Here is an 18,215-nt window from a genome sequence, read left to right on the forward strand (position 1 = left end):
CCTCCGGCGCCGTGGCAGCCTCCCGGAGAACGGGGCCGCACGTTTGCGGGCTCCCGGGTGATCCGGCGGTGTCCCGATGACTGTGCGGCTGGGTGTTCGGACGGGTGCGGCGCGTGGTCACGCCGGCTACTTCCACGAGACCGCGTTCTACGGCAGTGACGAGGGCTTCCGGTCGCTCGTGGCGCCGTTCGTCGACGGCGGGGTGGCGGCCGGCGAGCCGGTCGTGGTGGCGTGCCACCCGGTCAACGAGCGGCTGCTCCGGGACGCCGTGGCCGACGTTTCCGGGGTCGTCTTCCTGCCGGGCTCGGACCAGTACGAGCGGCCGACCGAGGCGATCCTGGCCTACCGGAAGCTGTTCGCCGAGTACGAGGGCGTGGCGCAGATCCGGGTGGTGGGCGATGTGCCGCACCCCGGCGTCGGCGTGCGGTGGGACTGGTGGTCGCGGTACGAGGCGGCGGTGAACGAGGTGTTCGCCGACCTGCCGTTGTGGGGGCTGTGCCCGTACGACCTGCGCACGACGCCGGCTCCCGTGCTGGTGGACGTCCTGCGCTCGCACCCGCGCGTGATCGGCCCGGACGGCAGGCACCAGCCGAACCCGCGCCACTCGCCCTGGACGTTGCCGCCGACCGTGCCGACCGCGCTCGAAGCCGATCCGCCGGTGGTCGAGCTGACCGATCCGGTGCCCGCGGAGGCGCGGCGTGCGGTGACCACGGCCTGCGCCGCGACCCGTTTGAGCCGGGACGACGTGGACGACATCGTGTACGCGGCGAGCGAGGCCGTCACCAACGCGCTGTCCCACGGCAAGCCGCCGGTGACGTTGCGCGCGTGGACCGCCCCGACCCGCGTCCTGGTCGCCATCACCGACCGCGGCAACGGCCCACCGTCCCCGACCGCCGGCCTGATCCCCGCCAACCACAGCTCGACCGCCGGCGTGGGCCTCTGGCTGACCCACCGCACGTGCCGCGACGTGACCATGACCCGTGACGCCAACGGCTACACCATCCGCCTAACCGCCGGCCCCTGACCCCCGCGCGCGTCAACCCCCACCCCCGCGTGAGTCCTACGTTCAGAACGCGCGAGTCGTACGTTCAGGACCACCGTGTCCTACGTTCAGGACCCCCGAGTTCAACGCTCAGAACAAACGATCTTGTTCTGAGCGTTGAACTCGGGGGTCGCGAACGTAGGACTCACGGGTCCTGAACGTAGGACTCACGGGGTCTGGAGGTTCGACACGCGGGGCCTGAGTGTTCGACTCGCGCGGAGTCAGAGGACGGCGCCGTCGTCCCAGCCGGAGTCCGGTGGCGGGCCGCTGCGCATCCGGAGGACCAGCCACCCGGCGCCCGAGCACATCACGATCAACGCCAGCGGCGTCCCGATGGTGCCGGTCAAGCCGAACAGGCCCGGCGCGAGCAGCAGCACGACACCCAGCACGATCAGCGCCAACGCCGCGATCGTCCCCCGCCGCAACGCGGGCAACGGCGGCGGGTCCGGCGGCACGTAGTGGTCGTTCGGATCGTCCGAGTCGACGTCACCACCGGGCACGCCGTCAGGCCCGTCCTCCATCGTGGCCACGGCCGGCTGGCCCTCGGGTCGCATCGGACGGACGGGCTCAGCCTCGTCGCCTTCGTCCGGCTCGACCTCGTCGGAGACGGAGTCGGAGTCAGAGCCCGAGTCGGAGTCGGGCCACGTCCGCGTGCCCACGCCTTCGCGTTCCAGGCCCGCCACGATCTCGGCGAAGGTCGCGTCCACGTCCTCCGGACCGTCGGTCGGGTCGCGTCGGGAGTTCATCGGCGTGCTCCAGCCCTCCGGGTCGTGAAGGCCAACCCTCTGCCAGGTTCCATCGTCCCACGAGCCCGTTGTGTTGCGGATTACGGCAGCCGGTGGACCTTGGGACCGTACCGCCTTCGCGTGCGTGTTCGTTGTGTGTTGTGCCATCGGCTCCGTAGGCTGACGGCGGGGATCAAGCTCGTCGAGGAGGCGCTCCCAGCGGTGCTCTACTGGTTGATGAAACACATCTTTCTCGGGCCGCTCCTGAACCTGTTCTTCCGACCCCGGATCATCGAGGGCGCGGAGAACATCCCGAAGGACGGTGGCGCGATCCTGGCGAGCAATCACCTCGCGGTCTCCGACTCGTTCTTCCTGCCGTTGAAGCTGTCCCGCCGGGTCACCTTCCCCGCCAAGATCGAGTACTTCACCGGCAAGGGCCTCAAGGGCGCGCTGCAACGCTGGTTCTTCTACGGCGTCGGCCAGGTCCCGATCGACCGGTCCAGCGCGTCGGCCGCCCAGGGCGCGCTCGACACCGGTGTGCGGATCGTGCGCGAGGGCAAGCTGCTGGGCATCTACCCCGAGGGCACCCGCTCACCCGACGGCCGGCTGTACAAGGGCAAGGTCGGCGTGGCCTGGATCGCGCTGGAGTCCGGCGCGCCCGTGATCCCGATCGCGATGTTCGGCACGGACAAGGCCAACCCCATCGGCTCGCGGATGTGGAAGCCGTACCCGATCCGGATCAAGATCGGCAAGCCGCTGGACTTCTCCCGGTACGCGGGCCTGTCCGGCGACCGGTTCGTGCTGCGGTCCATCACCGACGAGATCATGTACGCCCTGATGGAGCTGTCCGGCCAGGAGTACGTCGACGTGTACGCGACGAAGGCCAAGGAGGACCAGGGCGCGCCCCGACCCGCGAAAGCGGTCGATCGGCTGCCCGAGACGAAGGCGGGCTGATCCGGCACCTAGGGTGGTGGGGTGCGGTTCTTCTACGACTGTGAGTTCATCGAAGACGGGGTGACGATCGACCTCGTCTCCATCGGAGTGGTCGACGAGGAAGGCCGCGAGTTCTACGCCGTGTCCACCGAGTTCGACCCGGCCAAGGCCGGTCCGTGGGTGCGCGCCAACGTGCTCAACCAGCTGCCGTCGCCCGCCGACAAGGCGTGGCGCAGCCGTGAGCGGATCCGGAAGGACCTGCTCGACTTCCTCGGCGGGGCCAAGGCCAACCGGGACGACATCGAGCTGTGGGCGTGGTTCGCCGCGTACGACCACGTGGCGTTGGCGCAGCTCTGGGGCCCGATGCCGGCCCTGCCGCGTTGCCTGCCCAGGTTCACCCGCGACCTGCGTCAACGCTGGGAGGACGTGGGCAAGCCCTACCTTCCGCCCGCTCCCGCCGACGCGCACGACGCGTTGGCCGACGCGCGGCACAACCTGGAACGGTGGAAGGTGATAGAGACCGAGCGGCTGCGCAAGGGTTTCGCGGTCCGGTAGGTGGACCCTCGCTTGCTGCACCGATCCAGGGCGTGTCAGTCTTGGGTGACTCACGCCACGAGAGAGATTGGCTAAGCAAATGCGCATTGGTGTGCTCACCGGCGGTGGCGACTGCCCCGGCCTCAACGCGGTAATCCGCGCTGTGACCCGCAAGGGCATCGAGGCTCACGGCTGGGAGATCGTCGGGTTCCGGAACGGGTGGCAGGGGCCGATCGAGAACCTGACCAAGCCGGTCGGGCTCGGTGAAGTCGAGGACATCCTCACCAGGGGCGGCACCATCCTCGGCTCCTCGCGCACCAACCCGTACAAGGTCGAGGGCGGTGTCGACCGGATCCGCGAGAACCTCGCGGCCAACAAGGTCGACGCGCTGATCGCGATCGGCGGCGAGGACACCCTCGGCGTCGCGAAGCGCCTGACCGACGACGGCATCGGCGTCGTCGGCGTGCCGAAGACCATCGACAACGACCTGGGTGCGACCGACTACACGTTCGGCTTCGACACGGCCGTGCACATCGCCACCGAGGCGATCGACCGGCTGCGCACGACGGCCGAGTCGCACCACCGGGCGCTCGTCGTCGAGGTCATGGGCCGGCACGCGGGTTGGATCGCGCTGCACTCGGGCCTGGCCGGCGGTGCGAACGTGATCCTGGTGCCGGAGCGGCAGTTCAGCGTCGAGAAGGTCGTCGAGTGGGTCGAGCGGCGCTTCGAGCGTCAGTTCGCCCCGATCATCGTGGTCGCCGAGGGCGCCATGCCCGAGGGCGGCGCCGAGGTGCTGCACTCCGGTGAGAAGGACGCGTTCGGCCACGTTCGGCTGGGCGGCATCGGCACCTGGCTGGCCGAGGAGATCGCGGAGCGGACCGGCAAGGAGTCCCGTGCGGTCGTGCTGGGCCACGTCCAGCGCGGTGGCATCCCGACCGCCTACGACCGCGTGCTCGCCACCCGGTTCGGCCTGCACGCGGTGGACGCGGTCGCCGAGGGCGACTTCGGCGTCATGGTCGCGCTGCGCGGCACGGAGATCGTCCGCGTGAAGCTGGCGGAGGCGACGGCGGAGCTGAAGACCGTTCCGGCGCACCGTTACGCCGAGGCCGAGGTCTTCTTCGGCTGATCGACACATTTCACCGACGAGCGCCCTCGGACTCCAGGTTCGAGGGCGCTCGTCGCTGTTCGAGTCCCCTCACTTCTTGGCGTAGTCCCGCAGGCCGGTGAAGTCGAGCATCACGCACGGCTCGTCGCCGACGATCCAGGCGTCGTGGCCCGGCTCGACCATGATCGCCTCGCCCGGACCCGCTTCGCCTTCCGCACCGTCGTCCATGACGACGTGCATCCGGCCGGACAGGATGTAGCCGGTGTGGGCGGCCTGGCACGAGTCGGTGCCCGCGATCGGCTTCACGTCCTGCGACCACCGCCAGCCCGGCTCGAACTCCGCTCTGCCGACCGTGGCGTCACCGACGGTGACCAGGTCGACGTGGCCGTGCGGGAACTCCCGCACTTCCTCCGGTTCGGTGAAGCTCTTCGAGGCAAGCACAGACATCTCGATCACCTTTCGCGGTTCTCAGCCCTGCGTGACGGGGTGGATCTCGTCCGCCACGAGGCCGTGCGCCTCGCGGTGGACCCGGTGCGCCGACTCCGCGTCCGGAGCCTCGACGAGGCAGAACACCTTCCCGTCCTGCTCGTCGACCCAGTAGTTGAGGTACCGGACGCCGTACTGGTCCTGGATGCGGAGATCGGCGGAGTGGGCGTCGGCCACGTCCTTCGCACTGGCGCCCTCGGGCAGGTGGTTGTGCACGTCCATGAACAACACGGTCAGCTCCTGACTGGGGGTGGAGCGGAAACGCTAGGCGGCAGAGCGTTCCCAGACCGTTCCCGCGACTACGCACGGTTTCCCCCGGCGTTCCGGGCAGGCCGGACGTATGGTTCCGCCATGCCGGCCACCTGCGAGGTGCGCGTTCTCGGCAGGTTCTCCATCGTCGTCGAGGGCAGACCTGTCCCTGGTGACGTGTGGCGCAACCGCCGGGCGGCCGACGTGGTGAAGCTGCTGGCCGTGGCGCCGGACCACCGGTTGCACCGCGAGCAGGTGATGGACCGGCTGTGGCCCGACCTGCCGGTGGACGCGGCGGGGGCGAACCTGCGCAAGGCGGTGCACTACGCGCGGCGCGCGCTCGGGTGCGCCGACGCGATCCAGTGCGAGGGTGGGCTGCTGACGCTGTGGCCGGCCGGTGTCCTCGACGTGGACCTGGACCGGTTCGAGCGGGCCGCCGACGCCGCGCTGGTCTCGGGTGACGCCGGGTGGTGCGCGTTCGCCGCCGCCTACTACCGCGGTGACCTGCTCGCCGACGATCCCTACGAGTCGTGGGTGGTCGAGCCGCGGGAGAAGGCCAAGGACAAGTACACCGCGTTGCTGAGGGCCGCGGGCGGCTGGGCGCGGCTGCTCGAACTGGACGAGACCGACGAGGACGCGCACCGCGCGCTGATGCGGCGGCACCTGACAGCCGGCAACCGACGTGGGGCGCTGCGCCAGTTCGAACGGCTGCGTCGCGCGCTGCGGGAGCGGATCGGCGTCGGGCCGGATGCGGAGACCGTCGCGCTGTACGAGTCGGCGTTGACGGTGGACGCGGCCGAACCGCCGTCCCCGGCGCAACGGGCGGCGGTGGGGCTGGCCAACGGCCTGGTCGCGTTCGGGCGGCGCGACCTCGCCGCGGCCGAGCGGTCGGCCAGGCAGGTGCGGGTGCTCGCGCTGGACGCCGACCTGGGGCACGAGCTGGGCGAGGCGTCGACGCTGCTGGCGCTCGTCGCGCATGCCCGCGGCACGTGGCACCAGGTGTTCCGCGAGGAGTTCGCCGACTCCGTGCGGCACCCGACGCGACCGGAGGTCTACGACGCCCACCTGTGCTTCCAGGAGTTCTACCTGTACGGACCGGAGGGGCACGAGGGCGCGGAGTCGTTCGGCCGCGACCTGCTGGACATCGCGTCACGGGCGGGATCGGCGGCCGGGCGGGCGCTGGCCTACCTCCTGCTGGGCGAGTTCGCGTTGCTGTCCGGGCACGTCCACAGCGCCGTCACCACGTTGCGGGAGTCCCTGCGTGAAGCCGAACGCGCCGGGTGCGTCTCGGCCCAGTCGCTGGCGCTGGAACGCCACGCCGAGGCCGAGGTCCGGCTTGGTGACCGGGCCGCCGCCCGCGCCGACCTCGACCGCGCGCTGCCGCTGGCCGGGAGTTCCCGGATCCCGTCGCACCTGGTGATCCGCGTCCACGGGGTCCGCGTGCTCGCCGCCGACAGCCTCGGCGGCGAGCTCGGCGCGATCCGGGAAGCCGAACGGTGGCTGCACGAGGCGACGCACGTGTGCGATCCGTGCTCCATGGGGTTCCGGATCGCGGCGGCGACGGCGTGTGCGCGTGCGGGCAGCCCCAGCAGGGCCAGGACGCACCAGGCGGAGGCCGAGCGGATCAGCGGGCTGTGGCAGGGCGGTCCGTGGTCGGCCGCGCTGTGGGAGGTGCGCGCCGAGGTCCGTCGCGCCGAAGGCCGGGGCGCGCAGGCGGCGGCGCTGTTCCGCGAGGCGGCCGAGCAGTTCGCGGCGCTGGGCCGACCCCTGGAGGAGAGCAGGTGCCTGGCCGCCGCGGTCACCTGCTAGGCGGTGTTTCGCACTTCCAGAACATGCCTAGTCGTGGAACGCGCCGAGGTGGAGGTAGGCGGCGAAGGTGCCGAGCCAGTGCTCGGCGTAGTAGCCGTGGCCGAAGACGTAGGCGAGGCCGGCCTCGCGGTGGGCGTCGGCGGCGGTGCGGGCCAGGTCGGCGTAGCGGTGGGCGGCCGGTAGGGCGGCGGCGATGGAACGCCACTGCCAGGCGCGGGACAGGGCGAGGCCGACCAGGTGCGACCCGTACGCGTCACCCGGGTCGTCCACCGGCACCGGCTCGCGCAGCACCTTCCAGCGCGCCTCCTCCAGGTTCGGCAGGAACGCCTCGAACCACGCGGTGAACGCGTCGGCCGGCAGCACCCGCCGCATCAGGTCCGCCTCGGTCAGCGCGGGGGACAGGAAATCCGCCGCGTCCGGCTCGAACCCGCCGTACCCGACGTCCTCCCGGTGCCACCGCAACGCCGCCTCCACGCACGCCGCGGCCAGCTCCTCGTCACCCACAGCGCGCGCCGCGTCGAGCACAAGCCCGGTGGCGAACGCGGTGTTGCCGTGCGTGCCGGACCGGTTCGGCAGCCGCGCACCGGCCACCTTGGCGAGATACCGGTCACGCAGGACCACGCTCAACGGCCGCAGCGCCACCGCCCAGGGTGAACCCCAGGTGCGGAGTTCCGCATCGAGCACCAACAGCCACGCCCATCCGTAGGGCCGCTCCCAGAACCCGCCGCCGGGGCCGTCGAAGTACGCCGCCTCGGTCTCCGCGTGCTCCGGGGTGATCAGCGAATCCAGCACCCGACGGGCCTCCGCCGCACCCTCGACCTCGGGCCGCGACCGCAGCACCCGGACCGCCAACCAGGTCTGATGCACGCACGAGTGCCAGTCGAACGACCCGGCGAAGATCGGGTGCAGCACCCGCTGCGGCACCAGGTCGGCGTCCCCGGTGATCACGTGCGACCAGTGCGTCGGATAGTCCCGCCGGAGGTTCTCCACCGCGGTCGACAGCAGCCGGGCCGCCATGTTGTCATCCAGCCGGGTGTCGGACATGGCCCACATCATGCACAGCCGGACCCGTGCCCGTCCCGAGGTGTGGACAGCTATCTTTAACGTGTGAACTGGACCGTGGACGTGCCCGTGGACACGCTTCCCGAGCTTCCGCCCCTCCCGCCCGAGCTGCGCACGCGGCTGGACGACGCGCTGGGGCGCCCCGCCGCGCAGCAGCCGGAGTGGCCGGACGCCGAGCAGGTGCGCCGGGTGCGCGCCGTGCTGGAGAGCGTGCCGCCGATCACCGTGCCGGCCGAGATCGACCGGCTGAGCGCGAACCTGGCCGAGGTCGCCCGCGGCGAGGCGTTTCTGCTTCAGGGCGGTGACTGCGCGGAGACGTTCGCGGACAACACCGAGCCGCACATCCGCGCCAACATCCGGACCCTGCTCCAGATGGCCGTCGTGCTCACGTACGGCGCCAGCCTGCCGGTGGTGAAGATCGGCCGCATCGCGGGCCAGTACGCCAAGCCGCGCTCGTCGGGCATCGACGCGCTCGGCCTGCCGTCCTACCGCGGCGACATCGTCAACTCGTTGGTCGCCACGCCCGAGGCACGCGTGCCGGACCCGTCGCGGATGATCCGCGCCTACGCCAACGCGGGCGCGGCGATGAACCTGCTGCGCGCCATGACCACCGCGGGCATGGCCGACCTGCACAAGCTGCACGACTGGAACAAGGACTTCGTCCGCCAGTCGCCGGCGGGGGAGCGGTACGAGGCGCTGGCCGGTGAGATCGACCGCGGCCTGCGGTTCATGTCGGCGTGCGGCGTGAACGACGCGTCGCTGCACACCACCGAGATCTTCGCCTCGCACGAGGCGCTGCTGCTGGACTACGAGCGCGCGCTGCTGCGCTTGGACACCAACGGCGACAAGCCGCGGCTGTACGACCTGTCGTCCCACTTCCTGTGGATCGGCGAGCGGACCAGGCAGCTGGACGGCGCGCACATCGCGTTCGCCGAGCTGCTGTCCAACCCGATCGGCCTGAAGATCGGCCCGTCGACCACGCCTGAGATGGCGGTCGAGTACGTCGAGCGGCTCGACCCGCACAACCAGCCGGGCCGGCTCACGCTGATCAGCCGGATGGGCAACGGCAAGGTGCGCGACGTGCTCGGCCCGATCGTCGAGAAGGTCACCGCCTCCGGCCACCAGGTCATCTGGCAGTGCGACCCGATGCACGGCAACACGCACGAGGCGTCCACCGGCTACAAGACCCGGCACTTCGACCGGATCGTGGACGAGGTGCAGGGCTTCTTCGAGGTGCACCGCAGGCTCGGCACGCACCCCGGCGGCATCCACATCGAGCTGACCGGCGAGGACGTCACCGAGTGCCTGGGCGGCGCCCAGGAGATCTCGGACATCGACCTGGCCGGCCGCTACGAGACCGCCTGCGACCCGCGGCTGAACACGCAGCAGTCGCTGGAACTGGCGTTCCTGGTCGCGGAGATGCTCCGCAGCTGATCCCCGGCTGAGAAGTGGCCCCCGACTCGCGGAGTCGGGGGCCACTGTCGTTCCAGGCGACTTTCGTCCCAGGGCCCTACACGGCGATCAAAGTGATCTTGGTGTCCTTGGGGACGCGTTCCCCGGCCCGGATGGACTGGTTGACGACGCGGGCGCGGTCGCGTTCGTTGAACTGGACGTCGACCTTGAGGCCCGCCTCTTCCAGGATCTTCTTCGCTTCCTTCACCGACTTGCCCTCGACGTGCGGCACGGTCACCGAGTCCGCCGACAGCACGACGGTCACCTTCCGGTTGTTCGGGGGCATGTTCGAGCCCGCCGGCGGGTCGGTGCGCACCACCCGGCCGCCGTCGACCGCGGCGGAGAACTCGGTCGGACCCTCGACCGGCTCGAACCCGGCCGCGCTGAGCTCCGCGAACGCCTCGTCCTTCGTCTTGCCGGTCACGCTCGGCACCGGCTTGGGCTCGGAGCCCTTGCTCAGCACGATGACCACCGTCGAGCCGATCGGCACCGGCGTGCCGGGCGCGGGCTTCAGCGTCACCACCTTGCCCTTGGGCACGCGGTCGCTGAACGCGTCCTCGACGGGGTTGAGCTGCGACTTCAACCCGACCGACGCGATCTCCCGCTCGGCCGCGGCGATCTCGGAACCCGCGTTGACCTGCGGCACGACCGGCTTGCCGGCGGACACCACGATCCGCACGTGGTCACCCTGCGTGGCCTCGGTGCCGGCCGGCGGGTCGGTGCCGATCACCTGCCCGGCGGGCACGGTGTCGCTGTTCTCGGTCCCCTGGGTGGACTTGAGCGAGGCCTGGTCGAGCATCGCGATGGCCGTGGACAGCTCCTTGCCGACCAGGTCGGGCACCTTGGTGACGCGACCGACCGCGAGCCACCAACTGGTGAGCCCGACGAGGATCGCGGCCACCACCACGACGCTGATCCACGTGACGAACTGCCGCTTGCTGCGCGCCCGCATTTCTTCGTGCAGCTGCTCGGGCGTCTTCTTCTTCGGCGGTCTCTTCGTCCGCACCCGGGCCGGCGGTGGGGGCGCCGCGGGCATGGGCTCGGACGGCGGCATGATCAGGTCGGCCCGGGAGATCGCCTTGGTGCCCTGCGGGCCGGTCGACGGCGGCACCAGCGGGTTCGGCCGGTGCACGGGCACGGTCGGCTCGGCGAACGGCGCACCCGCGCCCACCCGCACCGGCTCCACCCGCAACGTCTGCTCGGCCGGGCTCGGCGGCGCGGGAACGTGCGCCGTCGGCTCCTCGGTCGGCGCCGCCGAGGGCGCCGAGGCGGGTACCGGCACGTCCACGGTGGCCAGCCCGAGCATCGCCCGCGCGGTCTCCACCTCGGACAGGAACGAGTCGGCGTCCGCGGGCCGCAGGAACGGCTCCTTGCGGGTCGCCCGGCGGACCAGTTCGGCCACCTCGGCGGGCACGTCCGGCACCGGGGGCACGTCGTCGTTCACGTGCCGGTAGGCCACGGAGATGGCGTTGTCGCCCACGTACGGCGGCGTGCCGGTCAGCATCTCGTACAGCAGCACGCCCGCCGAGTACACGTCGCTGCGCGCGTCCGTGGTGCCCGTGGTGACCTGTTCGGGTGAAAGGTAGGCGACTGTGCCCAGGATCATGGTGTCGCTGGTCACGCCCACCGTCGACATCGCCCGGACCAGACCGAAGTCGGCGACCTTGACCGTGCCGCCCGGACCGATGAGCACGTTCTCCGGCTTCACGTCCCGGTGCACGAGGTCGGCCCGGTGCGCGGCGGCCAGCGGCGAGAGGATCTTCTCGATCACGGTCAGCGCCAGCGGCACGTCCAGCTTGCCGCGTTCGGTGATCAGGTCGCGCAGCGTGCCGCCCTCGACCAGCTCCATCACCAGGAAGACCCGGTCCTCGTCCACGCCCTGGTCGTGCACCTGCACCACGCCCGGGTGGTGGAGTTTGGCGGCGGCCCGCGCCTCACGCTCGAACCGCGCGACGAACTGCGGGTCGGCGGAGAACCTGGGGTCCATGACCTTGATGGCCACGGGGCGCTCCAGGCGGGTGTCCACACCGCGGTACACGGTGGACATGCCGCCCCGCGCTACCAGGGTGCCGACCCGGTAGCGTTGTTCGAGCAGCCCGCCGATCACGTTCGTAGCCGACCTTTCCACAGCCGTGGATCGTACGGTGGGTGGTGCAGACCGATGCTGTGCGTCGGAGCATCCCACGCTTGCTTGTGGGATCCGCGTCAAACCCCGGTGAAACAGGGGGTGGCCGAAAGCCGACCCGTGGGTGTATCCCCACCACCCGGTTGGCGCAGGGCGTCGTTCACGTCGTTGTGGCATCGTGACGCAGGTGAGTGCGATTCCTGCCGCTGCGGATGTGCTGGCTCCCGACCTGGAGGTCCTGCCTCTACCCGAGGTCGCCGAGCGTCTTGACCTACCGATCAACCGTGTCCAACAGCTGCTTCGCGACGGTCAACTGCTCGCGGAGCGCCGGAACGGCATCCTCGTCGTCCCCGCCGCGTTCCTCGCTGCCGGAGGCGTTGTGAAGGGGCTGCCGGGCACCGTCACGGTGCTGCGTGATTCCGGCTTCTCGACCGAAGAGATCCTCCGGTGGCTGTTCACCGAGGATGAAACCCTCCCCGGCACGCCCATCGAGGCGTTGCGCGGCGACCGCGGCCGTGAGGTGAAGCGGCGGGCACAGGCCCTGGCTTTCTGACGAGCACAGCACCACCCACTACGACCGGCGACGTCCGGGCGGACCCGAAGCCGGGGCCGTCCGGACGCCGCGCCGCGCCCGGCCCGTGGACAAGTGCGGAGTCGGGTCGGTGACTTGATCGTTCCGCCCCGGCGGCGGCGTCGCCTGTGCCAGACTCCGGCCGTGTTCCTCCGTGTAGTCCGTATTGTGCTCATCGTCGCCGGTTTGGCGCTGCTCGGCATCAGCGCGAGCGTGTTGTCGGACACCAGTTCGACGAGCGGAAGCATCAACGCGCTGTGGGTCTGCGAGCCCGAGCGCCCGTCGTCGACCAGCGTCAAGTGCCAGATCCGCCAGGGCTCCTTCACCGGACCCGGCAGCAGCGAGGTCCTCGACTACCAGGTCTTGCTGCCGGTCGGGCTCGGGCTGATCCTCGCCGCCATCGCGATCGGGCAGTTCGAGCGGCCCAGGGAAGTCGCCGCCGCGCAGCAACCGGGTCGGCCTCCGGTCCCGTCCGGGCCGCCGCATCAAGGACCGCACCCCGGACAACAGCCTGGACCTCCCGGACAGCAGCCTGGACCTCCCGGACAGCAGCCCGGACAGCAGCAGGGGTGGGCGGGGCAGCCCGCGGGACCGCCTCAGCACTACTGACCCCGATCAGCGGCCGATGACCCTGGCCACCAGCGCGCGCCCGAACGCGGGCACGGCGACCGCCAGCCGCCGCGAGTCCGGCACCGCCACCCGCCGGTCCAGCACCTGGTAATCGGCCGCCACGATCTCGTCCAGGATCTCCCGGTACAGCGTGAGCGCGGTCCGCACGCACGGCCGTGACACGGGCCGCAGCATCGGCACCCCCACCTCGGCCTCCCGGTACTCGGCGAACGTGTGCGCGACGAAGTGCCGGAACGCCCGCCGCACCCGCTGGTCCGACTTACCGGTCCGCCGGCACCACACCAGCAGCTCGCGGTCGACGCCGTGCACCGCCAGCACGTCCTCCGGCAGGTACAGCCGACCCCGGTCCAGGTCTTCCCCCACGTCACGCAGGAAGTTCGTCAGCTGGAACGCCCGGCCGAGCGCGGCGGCGGACGGTTCTGCCTCGGCTCGCGGCACGACGGTCCCGAACACCGGCAGCAGCTGCAACCCGATCACCGCCGCCGAACCGTGGACGTACCGCTCCAGCGCGGCGAAGTCCGGGTACGACGTGACGGTCAGGTCCATCCGCATCGACGCCAGGAACTCGGTGAACAACGAGTGGTCGATCGAGTACCGGTGCGCGGTGTCCACCACGGCGGCGAGCACCGGGTGACCGGTCGCCCGCCCCGCCCACTCCTCCTCCAGCCGCGCTTCCCACAGCTTCAACTCGGCCGTCGGGTCGGCGGACTCACCGCTGTCCACGATCTCGTCGGCCCACCGGGCGAAGCCGTACAGGGCGTGCACGGCGGGCCGCTGGTCGGGCCCGAGCAGCTTCGTGGCGAGGAAGAACGTGCGGCCGTGCCGGGCGTTCAGCTCGCGGCAACGGGCGTACGCCGCGGCCAGGTCCGTCACACGTACCTGCCGGACAGCCGCAGCGGGTCGGGCTTGGTCAGCGACACGCACGCGAGCGCGGACACGGCGGCGACCATCGCCAGGTAGACCCACGCGTACAGCGCCGTGTCGCCGTTGGGGAACGTCACCAGCAGGAGGCAGGTCGAGAAGAACGCCGCCGCCTTCAGCCCGACCTCGGTCCACGGCAGCGCGGCGGCCATCACCAGCGGCCAGCTGAAGTACCAGGGCAGCGTCGCGGGGGAGAGCAGGGCCACGGCCAGCATGGTGATCGCGGCGCGGCGCACCGCCTCCGGCCCGCCGTCACGGGCGGCCCGCCACTGCCGCCACGCGATGTAGACCAGCAGCACCGAGCCGAGCCCGCGGGCGATGGTCATGAACCAGCCCGGTTCGACCCGGACGACCGCGTTGACCGCGGTGTGCGCGAAATCGCCGACCGCGCTGGGCAGCGACAGCCAGTTCACGATCGTGGAGGACGAGCTGAGCGCCGGGATCCAGCCCAGGTCCAGCCCGGACAGGAGGGTGGTCGCGGCGAACACCGAGACGAACGTGGCCACGCCGCCCGCGATGGCCTTGCCCAGCTGCGCCGTCCGCGTGCCGGGCAGCCGACGTGCCCACACCAACACCAGGAACGGCAGCGCGACCACGGCGGTGGCCTTCACCGCGAACGCCAACGTCACCACCGCTATGCCCAGCACGTGTCTGCGGTCCAGCACCAAGAGCACGCCGGCGGCCAGCAGGCCGACCATGAGCAGGTCGTTGTGCGCGCCGGCGATCAGGTGCACCAGCATCAACGGGTTCGCGGCGGCCACCCACAGCGCGATGGCGGCGCGTCCGCCGAGGTGGCGGGTGAGGCCGGTCAGCGCCCAGCACAGCAGCGCCAGGCCGATGGCGAGCACCAGCCGCATGACCACCACGCCGCCGATGACGCTGCCGCCGGTCACCCAGACGACACCTTCCGAGAGCATGAGGAACAGCGGCCCGTACGGCGCGGGCGTGTTCTGCCAGACCCAGCTCACGTTGTCCGACAGCGGGCTCTGGAGCACCGCCGGCCCGACCGAGTACGGATCCAGGCCGTTGAGGGCGAGCTGGCCCTGTGCCAGGTAGCTGTAGATGTCCTTGCTGAACAACGGCGGCGCGAACATCAGCGGCAGCGTCCAGGCGACGATCGCGGTCAGCACCGCGGTGGTGCCGACGTGCCGGTTGCGCACCATTCGGCCCAGCCGGATCCACGCCCAGACGACCATGCCGAGACCGATGTAGAGGACCGCGGTGGCCAGGTCGTGGCCGTGGCCGTACCGGATGAAGCTCAGCGTGGTGTCGGCGAGCAGCGGGTCGTGCTTGAGGATCGCGCCCGCGCCCGTGCCGCCCAGCGCGAGCAGCATGACGCCGCCGACGCCGAGCAGGATCGTCCGGATCGGGATGCCGCCGGGATCGGAGCGGTCCGGCCGGCTCGACCGACTGGCCTGCTCCGGAACCTGGGTAGCCGACGACCGCACCGGCTCGACAGGTGCGGCGCTCGATCGTGGAGAAGACGGGGTCGCGGCCATCGCGGCAACATCGTCGCACAACGGCTGGACGCGCCTGCACGAGATTGCTCAACCTGGTGACACGCTCGTAACACCCGGACGGATCCTCGCACGGCCGGGCCGCCCGGGGCAGTGGCCACATGGAGTATTCGGTCCAGGATCGGGATCGGTTCGACCTGCGTGGAGCCTGGCGGATCACCTGTCACGGGCGATAATCCAACGCATGTCCACAGCGGTCGGCGTTGACGGCTTGCGGGTGGTGCGCGGCGGTCGTGAAGTCGTGCGCGATGTCACGTTCGAGGTGCCGCGCGGGTCGGTGACCGGGCTCCTCGGGCCGAGCGGGTGCGGCAAGACGACGTTGCTGCGCGCGGTGGTCGGTGTGCAGGTGGTGGCGTCGGGCCGGGTGACCGTGCTCGGCCGGGCGGCGGGCAGCCCGGAGCTGCGCGACCGGATCGGCTACTCGACGCAGAGCCCGTCGGTGTACGCGGACCTGACCGTGGCGGAGAACCTGCGCTATTTCGCGTCGATCCTCCGTGCGCCGCGCGGTGACGTGGACCGGGTGCTCGACGAGGTCGGGCTGAAGGGCAACGCCGACCAGCTCGTGACCACGCTGTCGGGTGGCGAGAAGGGGCGGGCGAGCCTCGCGGTGGCGTTGCTGGGCAAGCCGGAGGTGATCGTCCTGGACGAGCCGACGGTGGGCCTGGACCCGGTGCTGCGCGAGGACCTGTGGCTGCTGTTCCACCGGCTGGCCGACGCGGGCGCGGCGCTGCTCGTGTCCAGTCACGTGATGGACGAGGCGGCCCGGTGCGACCGGCTGCTGCTGATGCGGGAGGGCGCGCTGCTCGCGGACGACACGCCGGACGCGTTGCGCGCGCAGACCGGGACCCAGGACCTCGAACAGGCCTTCCTGGCGCTGGTGCGGCGATGAGGGGGTGGCGGCGATGAACACCCTGGCCACCGCGAAGCGGATCCTCACGCAGCTCCGGCACGACCACCGCACCGTGGCGCTGATGGTGCTCATGCCGTCGGTCCTGCTCCTGCTGCTGCGGTACGTCTTCGACTCCGAGCAGGCGTTCAACCGGGCCGCGCCCGCGCTGCTGGGCGTCTTCCCGTTCACGATCATGTTCATCGTCACGTCGATCACCACCCTGCGCGAACGGCTCACCGCCACGCTGGAGCGGCTGATGACGATGCCGATCGGCAAGGTGGACGTGCTGCTGGGCTACGCGTTGGCGTTCGGGCTGGTGGCGGTGGTGCAGGTGGCGGTGGCGGCCACGGTCGCGCTGACCTGGCTCGGGCTGGAGATCAGCGGCTCGGTGTGGCTGCTGCTGGTGATCGCGGTGCTGGACGCGCTGCTGGGCATGGCGCTGGGCCTGTTCGCCAGCGCGTTCGCCCGCACCGAGTTCCAGGCCGTGCAGTTCATGCCCGCGATCGTGATGCCGCAGGTGCTGCTGTGCGGGCTGTTCGTGCCGCGCGACGAGATGGCGACGGTGCTGAACTGGATCTCCGACGCGCTGCCGCTGTCCTACGCGGTCGACGCGCTGACGCAGGTCACGACGTCCGACGAAGTGGACGGCACGCTGGTGCGGAACCTCGTGGTCATCGCGGGGTGTGCGCTCGTGGCCTTGCTGCTGGGCGCCGCGACCTTGCGCCGACGGACCCCGTGATCCGCTGCGCGGCGAGCCGGCCCGAGATCAGCACCGGTGGCACGCCCACGCCCGGCGTGGTGCCGCAGCCGGCCAGCACGACGTTGTCCAGCACCAGGTTGCGCGGCCGGAACGGGCCGGTCTGGGCGAACGTGTGCGCGGCGGAGAACGGCGTGCCGGCGGCCAGGCCCATCGCGGCCCAGTCGTTCGGCGTGACCAGGTGCTCGACCTGGATGGAGTCGCCGAAGCCGGTCAGCCCGCGCGCCTCCAGCACGCCGACCAGCTCGTCCCGGTAGGCGGGCCCGACGCGGTCCCAGTCGATCCGGCCGGTGCGCAGGTTCGGCGCGGGCGCCAGCACGAACATGCCCTGTCCGGGCGGCGCGGTGACCAGCAGTGACGGGTCGCTCATCAGCGTGCCGCGGCGGGTCAGCTCGTCGAACGTCCGCTCCCACGCGCGGCCGAAGAACAAGGTGTGGTGGGCCAGCTCCGGCCACGTCCGGTCCACGCCCGCGTGCAGCACGACCGCCGACGGCGACCACGTCATCGGCAGCGGACGGCGGGGGCGGTGGCCGAGCAGGCGGTACGACATCGGCAGGTCAGGGGTGAGCACGACCGCGTCGCACGGGATGCGCTCACCGTGCGAGGTGCGCACCGCGGAGACCCGGCCGCCGATGCGTTCCAGCCAGGCCACCGGGGTCTGGAGGCGCAGGTCCGCGCCCGCGTCCCGGGCGGCTGCCGCCAACGCGTCCGGCAGCGCCCGCATCCCGCCCTGCGGGTAGTGGACGCCCGCGATGGTGTCCATGTACGCGATGACGCCGTACGCGGCGAGGGCCTTGCGCGGCGGCACGCCCGCGTACAGCGACTGGAACGAGAACACCCGCTGCAGCCGCTCGTCGCGCACGAACCGCGCCACCGACGGCCCGAGCCGGGCGAACCCGCGCAACGCGGCCAGCTTCGCCAACTGGGGCGTGACCAGGGAAAACGGCGAGTCGAAGTTCGCGCCGATGAACGTGTCGCGCTCCACCCGGTACAGCTCGGTCAGCCAGCGGCGCAGCGCCCGGTACCCCTCGGCCTCGCGCGGACCGGCGAACCGGCGCACCTCGGCCTCCATCGCCTCGGCGTCCGCGAGCACGTCCAGCGTGCTGCCGTCGGCGAACCGGGCCCGGTAGGCGGGCTCCACGGGACGCAGGTCCAGCCGGTCGCGCAGCGACTCGCCGACCGCGTTCAGCGCCTCGTCCACCAGCTCCGGCATGGTCAGCACGGTCGGCCCGGTGTCGAACCGGTACCCGCCCAGGTCCAGCCGTCCGGCCCGGCCGCCGGGCACGGCGTCCCGCTCGACCACGGTGACCCGGCGGCCCGCGCCGAGCAGGTGCAGCGCCGCGGACAACCCCGCGAGTCCCGCGCCGACCACGACGACGTGGTCCGTGCGGCCGGAGACCGTGCGCAT

General features: G+C 71.4%; 18 protein-coding genes. 10 read left to right on the forward strand and 8 right to left on the reverse strand.

All coding sequences use genetic code 11. The features are described from left to right. Positions 1-76: 76 nt before the first annotated feature. Positions 77-1,024 carry an anti-sigma factor RsbA family regulatory protein gene (locus tag F4560_RS40920; protein ID WP_184928379.1) on the forward strand — a complete coding sequence of 316 codons (948 nt, stop codon included), beginning with the start codon at positions 77-79 and terminating at the stop codon, positions 1,022-1,024. 239 nt (positions 1,025-1,263) lie between these two features. On the opposite strand, the gene F4560_RS40925 is transcribed toward F4560_RS40920, so the two are convergent. Next, positions 1,264-1,788, reverse strand: coding sequence for a hypothetical protein (locus tag F4560_RS40925; protein ID WP_184928380.1), 525 nt, complete (start codon positions 1,786-1,788; stop codon positions 1,264-1,266). A gap of 201 nt (positions 1,789-1,989) precedes the next feature. Here F4560_RS40925 and F4560_RS40930 point away from each other — a divergent pair, with 201 nt between their 5' ends. The 3 genes from F4560_RS40930 to F4560_RS40940 all read left to right on the forward strand — a co-directional run bounded on the left by F4560_RS40930 (position 1,990) and on the right by F4560_RS40940 (position 4,360). After that, entirely contained in the window at positions 1,990-2,721 is a 732-nt protein-coding gene (locus F4560_RS40930) for a lysophospholipid acyltransferase family protein (RefSeq protein WP_184928381.1), read from the forward strand. Between the two features lie 21 nt (positions 2,722-2,742). Next, entirely contained in the window at positions 2,743-3,255 is a 513-nt protein-coding gene (locus F4560_RS40935; protein ID WP_184928382.1) for a polyadenylate-specific 3'-exoribonuclease AS, read from the forward strand. Between the two features lie 79 nt (positions 3,256-3,334). Beyond that, the gene (locus tag F4560_RS40940; RefSeq protein ID WP_184928383.1) at positions 3,335-4,360 is read left to right on the forward strand and encodes a 6-phosphofructokinase; all 1,026 of its coding nucleotides are present in this window, start codon (positions 3,335-3,337) and stop codon (positions 4,358-4,360) included. Positions 4,361-4,429: 69 nt separating this feature from the next. Here the strand turns inward: F4560_RS40940 and F4560_RS40945 are convergent, their stop codons facing one another. Both F4560_RS40945 and F4560_RS40950 read right to left on the reverse strand, forming a co-directional pair. Further along, positions 4,430-4,786 carry a cupin domain-containing protein gene (locus F4560_RS40945; protein ID WP_184928384.1) on the reverse strand — a complete coding sequence of 119 codons (357 nt, stop codon included), beginning with the start codon at positions 4,784-4,786 and terminating at the stop codon, positions 4,430-4,432. A gap of 21 nt (positions 4,787-4,807) precedes the next feature. Continuing rightward, positions 4,808-5,047 (reverse strand): DUF4242 domain-containing protein, encoded by a 240-nt coding sequence (locus F4560_RS40950; RefSeq protein WP_184929698.1) that lies wholly within the window; start codon positions 5,045-5,047, stop codon positions 4,808-4,810. 129 nt (positions 5,048-5,176) lie between these two features. Here F4560_RS40950 and F4560_RS40955 point away from each other — a divergent pair, with 129 nt between their 5' ends. Beyond that, complete coding sequence (locus F4560_RS40955; protein ID WP_184928385.1) at positions 5,177-6,883, forward strand: AfsR/SARP family transcriptional regulator; 1,707 nt, start codon at positions 5,177-5,179, stop codon at positions 6,881-6,883. Between the two features lie 27 nt (positions 6,884-6,910). Here F4560_RS40955 and F4560_RS40960 read toward each other — a convergent pair whose 3' ends face one another. After that, entirely contained in the window at positions 6,911-7,927 is a 1,017-nt protein-coding gene (locus F4560_RS40960) for a DUF2891 domain-containing protein (RefSeq protein ID WP_221483824.1), read from the reverse strand. A 63-nt stretch (positions 7,928-7,990) separates the two neighbouring features. Here F4560_RS40960 and F4560_RS40965 point away from each other — a divergent pair, with 63 nt between their 5' ends. Then, a complete protein-coding gene (locus F4560_RS40965; protein WP_184928386.1) occupies positions 7,991-9,379 on the forward strand; it encodes a class II 3-deoxy-7-phosphoheptulonate synthase in 1,389 nt (462 codons plus the stop codon). Positions 9,380-9,455: 76 nt separating this feature from the next. Here F4560_RS40965 and F4560_RS40970 read toward each other — a convergent pair whose 3' ends face one another. Next, positions 9,456-11,525, reverse strand: coding sequence for a Stk1 family PASTA domain-containing Ser/Thr kinase (locus tag F4560_RS40970; RefSeq protein WP_184928387.1), 2,070 nt, complete (start codon positions 11,523-11,525; stop codon positions 9,456-9,458). 184 nt (positions 11,526-11,709) lie between these two features. Here F4560_RS40970 and F4560_RS40975 point away from each other — a divergent pair, with 184 nt between their 5' ends. Next, entirely contained in the window at positions 11,710-12,075 is a 366-nt protein-coding gene (locus F4560_RS40975) for an Rv2175c family DNA-binding protein (RefSeq protein ID WP_184929700.1), read from the forward strand. A gap of 162 nt (positions 12,076-12,237) precedes the next feature. Then, positions 12,238-12,702 (forward strand): hypothetical protein, encoded by a 465-nt coding sequence (locus F4560_RS40980; protein ID WP_184928388.1) that lies wholly within the window; start codon positions 12,238-12,240, stop codon positions 12,700-12,702. A gap of 6 nt (positions 12,703-12,708) precedes the next feature. Here F4560_RS40980 and F4560_RS40985 read toward each other — a convergent pair whose 3' ends face one another. Continuing rightward, on the reverse strand, positions 12,709-13,596 hold the full coding sequence (locus F4560_RS40985) for a phytoene/squalene synthase family protein (protein ID WP_312869788.1): 888 nt from the start codon (positions 13,594-13,596) through the stop codon (positions 12,709-12,711). Then, positions 13,593-15,143: a polyprenol phosphomannose-dependent alpha 1,6 mannosyltransferase MptB gene (mptB, locus tag F4560_RS40990; RefSeq protein WP_184928390.1), complete on the reverse strand. Its 1,551-nt coding sequence runs from the start codon at positions 15,141-15,143 to the stop codon at positions 13,593-13,595. Before mptB ends, F4560_RS40985 begins: the two co-directional genes overlap by 4 nt. A 202-nt stretch (positions 15,144-15,345) precedes the next feature. On the opposite strand from mptB, the gene F4560_RS40995 reads away from it, so the two are divergent. Together F4560_RS40995 and F4560_RS41000 are read left to right on the forward strand one after the other, a co-directional pair. Further along, on the forward strand, positions 15,346-16,050 hold the full coding sequence (locus F4560_RS40995) for an ABC transporter ATP-binding protein (RefSeq protein WP_184928391.1): 705 nt from the start codon (positions 15,346-15,348) through the stop codon (positions 16,048-16,050). A 13-nt stretch (positions 16,051-16,063) separates the two neighbouring features. Then, positions 16,064-16,789 (forward strand): ABC transporter permease, encoded by a 726-nt coding sequence (locus F4560_RS41000; RefSeq protein ID WP_184928392.1) that lies wholly within the window; start codon positions 16,064-16,066, stop codon positions 16,787-16,789. Here F4560_RS41000 and crtI read toward each other — a convergent pair. Further along, positions 16,722-18,215: a phytoene desaturase family protein gene (gene crtI / locus F4560_RS41005; RefSeq protein WP_184928393.1), complete on the reverse strand. Its 1,494-nt coding sequence runs from the start codon at positions 18,213-18,215 to the stop codon at positions 16,722-16,724. The genes F4560_RS41000 and crtI overlap by 68 nt on opposite strands.

The sequence above is a fragment of the Saccharothrix ecbatanensis genome, assembly GCF_014205015.1.
Lineage (GTDB): Bacteria > Actinomycetota > Actinomycetes > Mycobacteriales > Pseudonocardiaceae > Actinosynnema > Actinosynnema ecbatanense.

What these genes read in the sequence shown, in the direction of transcription:
- F4560_RS40920 (WP_184928379.1), top strand. Translation starts at nt 77, where the DNA reads ATGACTGTGCGGCTGGGTGTTCGGACGGGTGCGGCGCGTGGTCACGCC.
- F4560_RS40925 (WP_184928380.1), bottom strand. Translation starts at nt 1,788, where the DNA reads ATGAACTCCCGACGCGACCCGACCGACGGTCCGGAGGACGTGGACGCG.
- F4560_RS40940 (WP_184928383.1), top strand. Translation starts at nt 3,335, where the DNA reads ATGCGCATTGGTGTGCTCACCGGCGGTGGCGACTGCCCCGGCCTCAAC.
- F4560_RS40945 (WP_184928384.1), bottom strand. Translation starts at nt 4,786, where the DNA reads ATGTCTGTGCTTGCCTCGAAGAGCTTCACCGAACCGGAGGAAGTGCGG.
- F4560_RS40950 (WP_184929698.1), bottom strand. Translation starts at nt 5,047, where the DNA reads ATGGACGTGCACAACCACCTGCCCGAGGGCGCCAGTGCGAAGGACGTG.
- F4560_RS40955 (WP_184928385.1), top strand. Translation starts at nt 5,177, where the DNA reads ATGCCGGCCACCTGCGAGGTGCGCGTTCTCGGCAGGTTCTCCATCGTC.
- F4560_RS40960 (WP_221483824.1), bottom strand. Translation starts at nt 7,927, where the DNA reads ATGTCCGACACCCGGCTGGATGACAACATGGCGGCCCGGCTGCTGTCG.
- mptB (WP_184928390.1), bottom strand. Translation starts at nt 15,143, where the DNA reads ATGGCCGCGACCCCGTCTTCTCCACGATCGAGCGCCGCACCTGTCGAG.
- F4560_RS40995 (WP_184928391.1), top strand. Translation starts at nt 15,346, where the DNA reads ATGTCCACAGCGGTCGGCGTTGACGGCTTGCGGGTGGTGCGCGGCGGT.
- F4560_RS41000 (WP_184928392.1), top strand. Translation starts at nt 16,064, where the DNA reads ATGAACACCCTGGCCACCGCGAAGCGGATCCTCACGCAGCTCCGGCAC.
- crtI (WP_184928393.1), bottom strand. Translation starts at nt 18,215, where the DNA reads ATGCGCACGGTCTCCGGCCGCACGGACCACGTCGTCGTGGTCGGCGCG.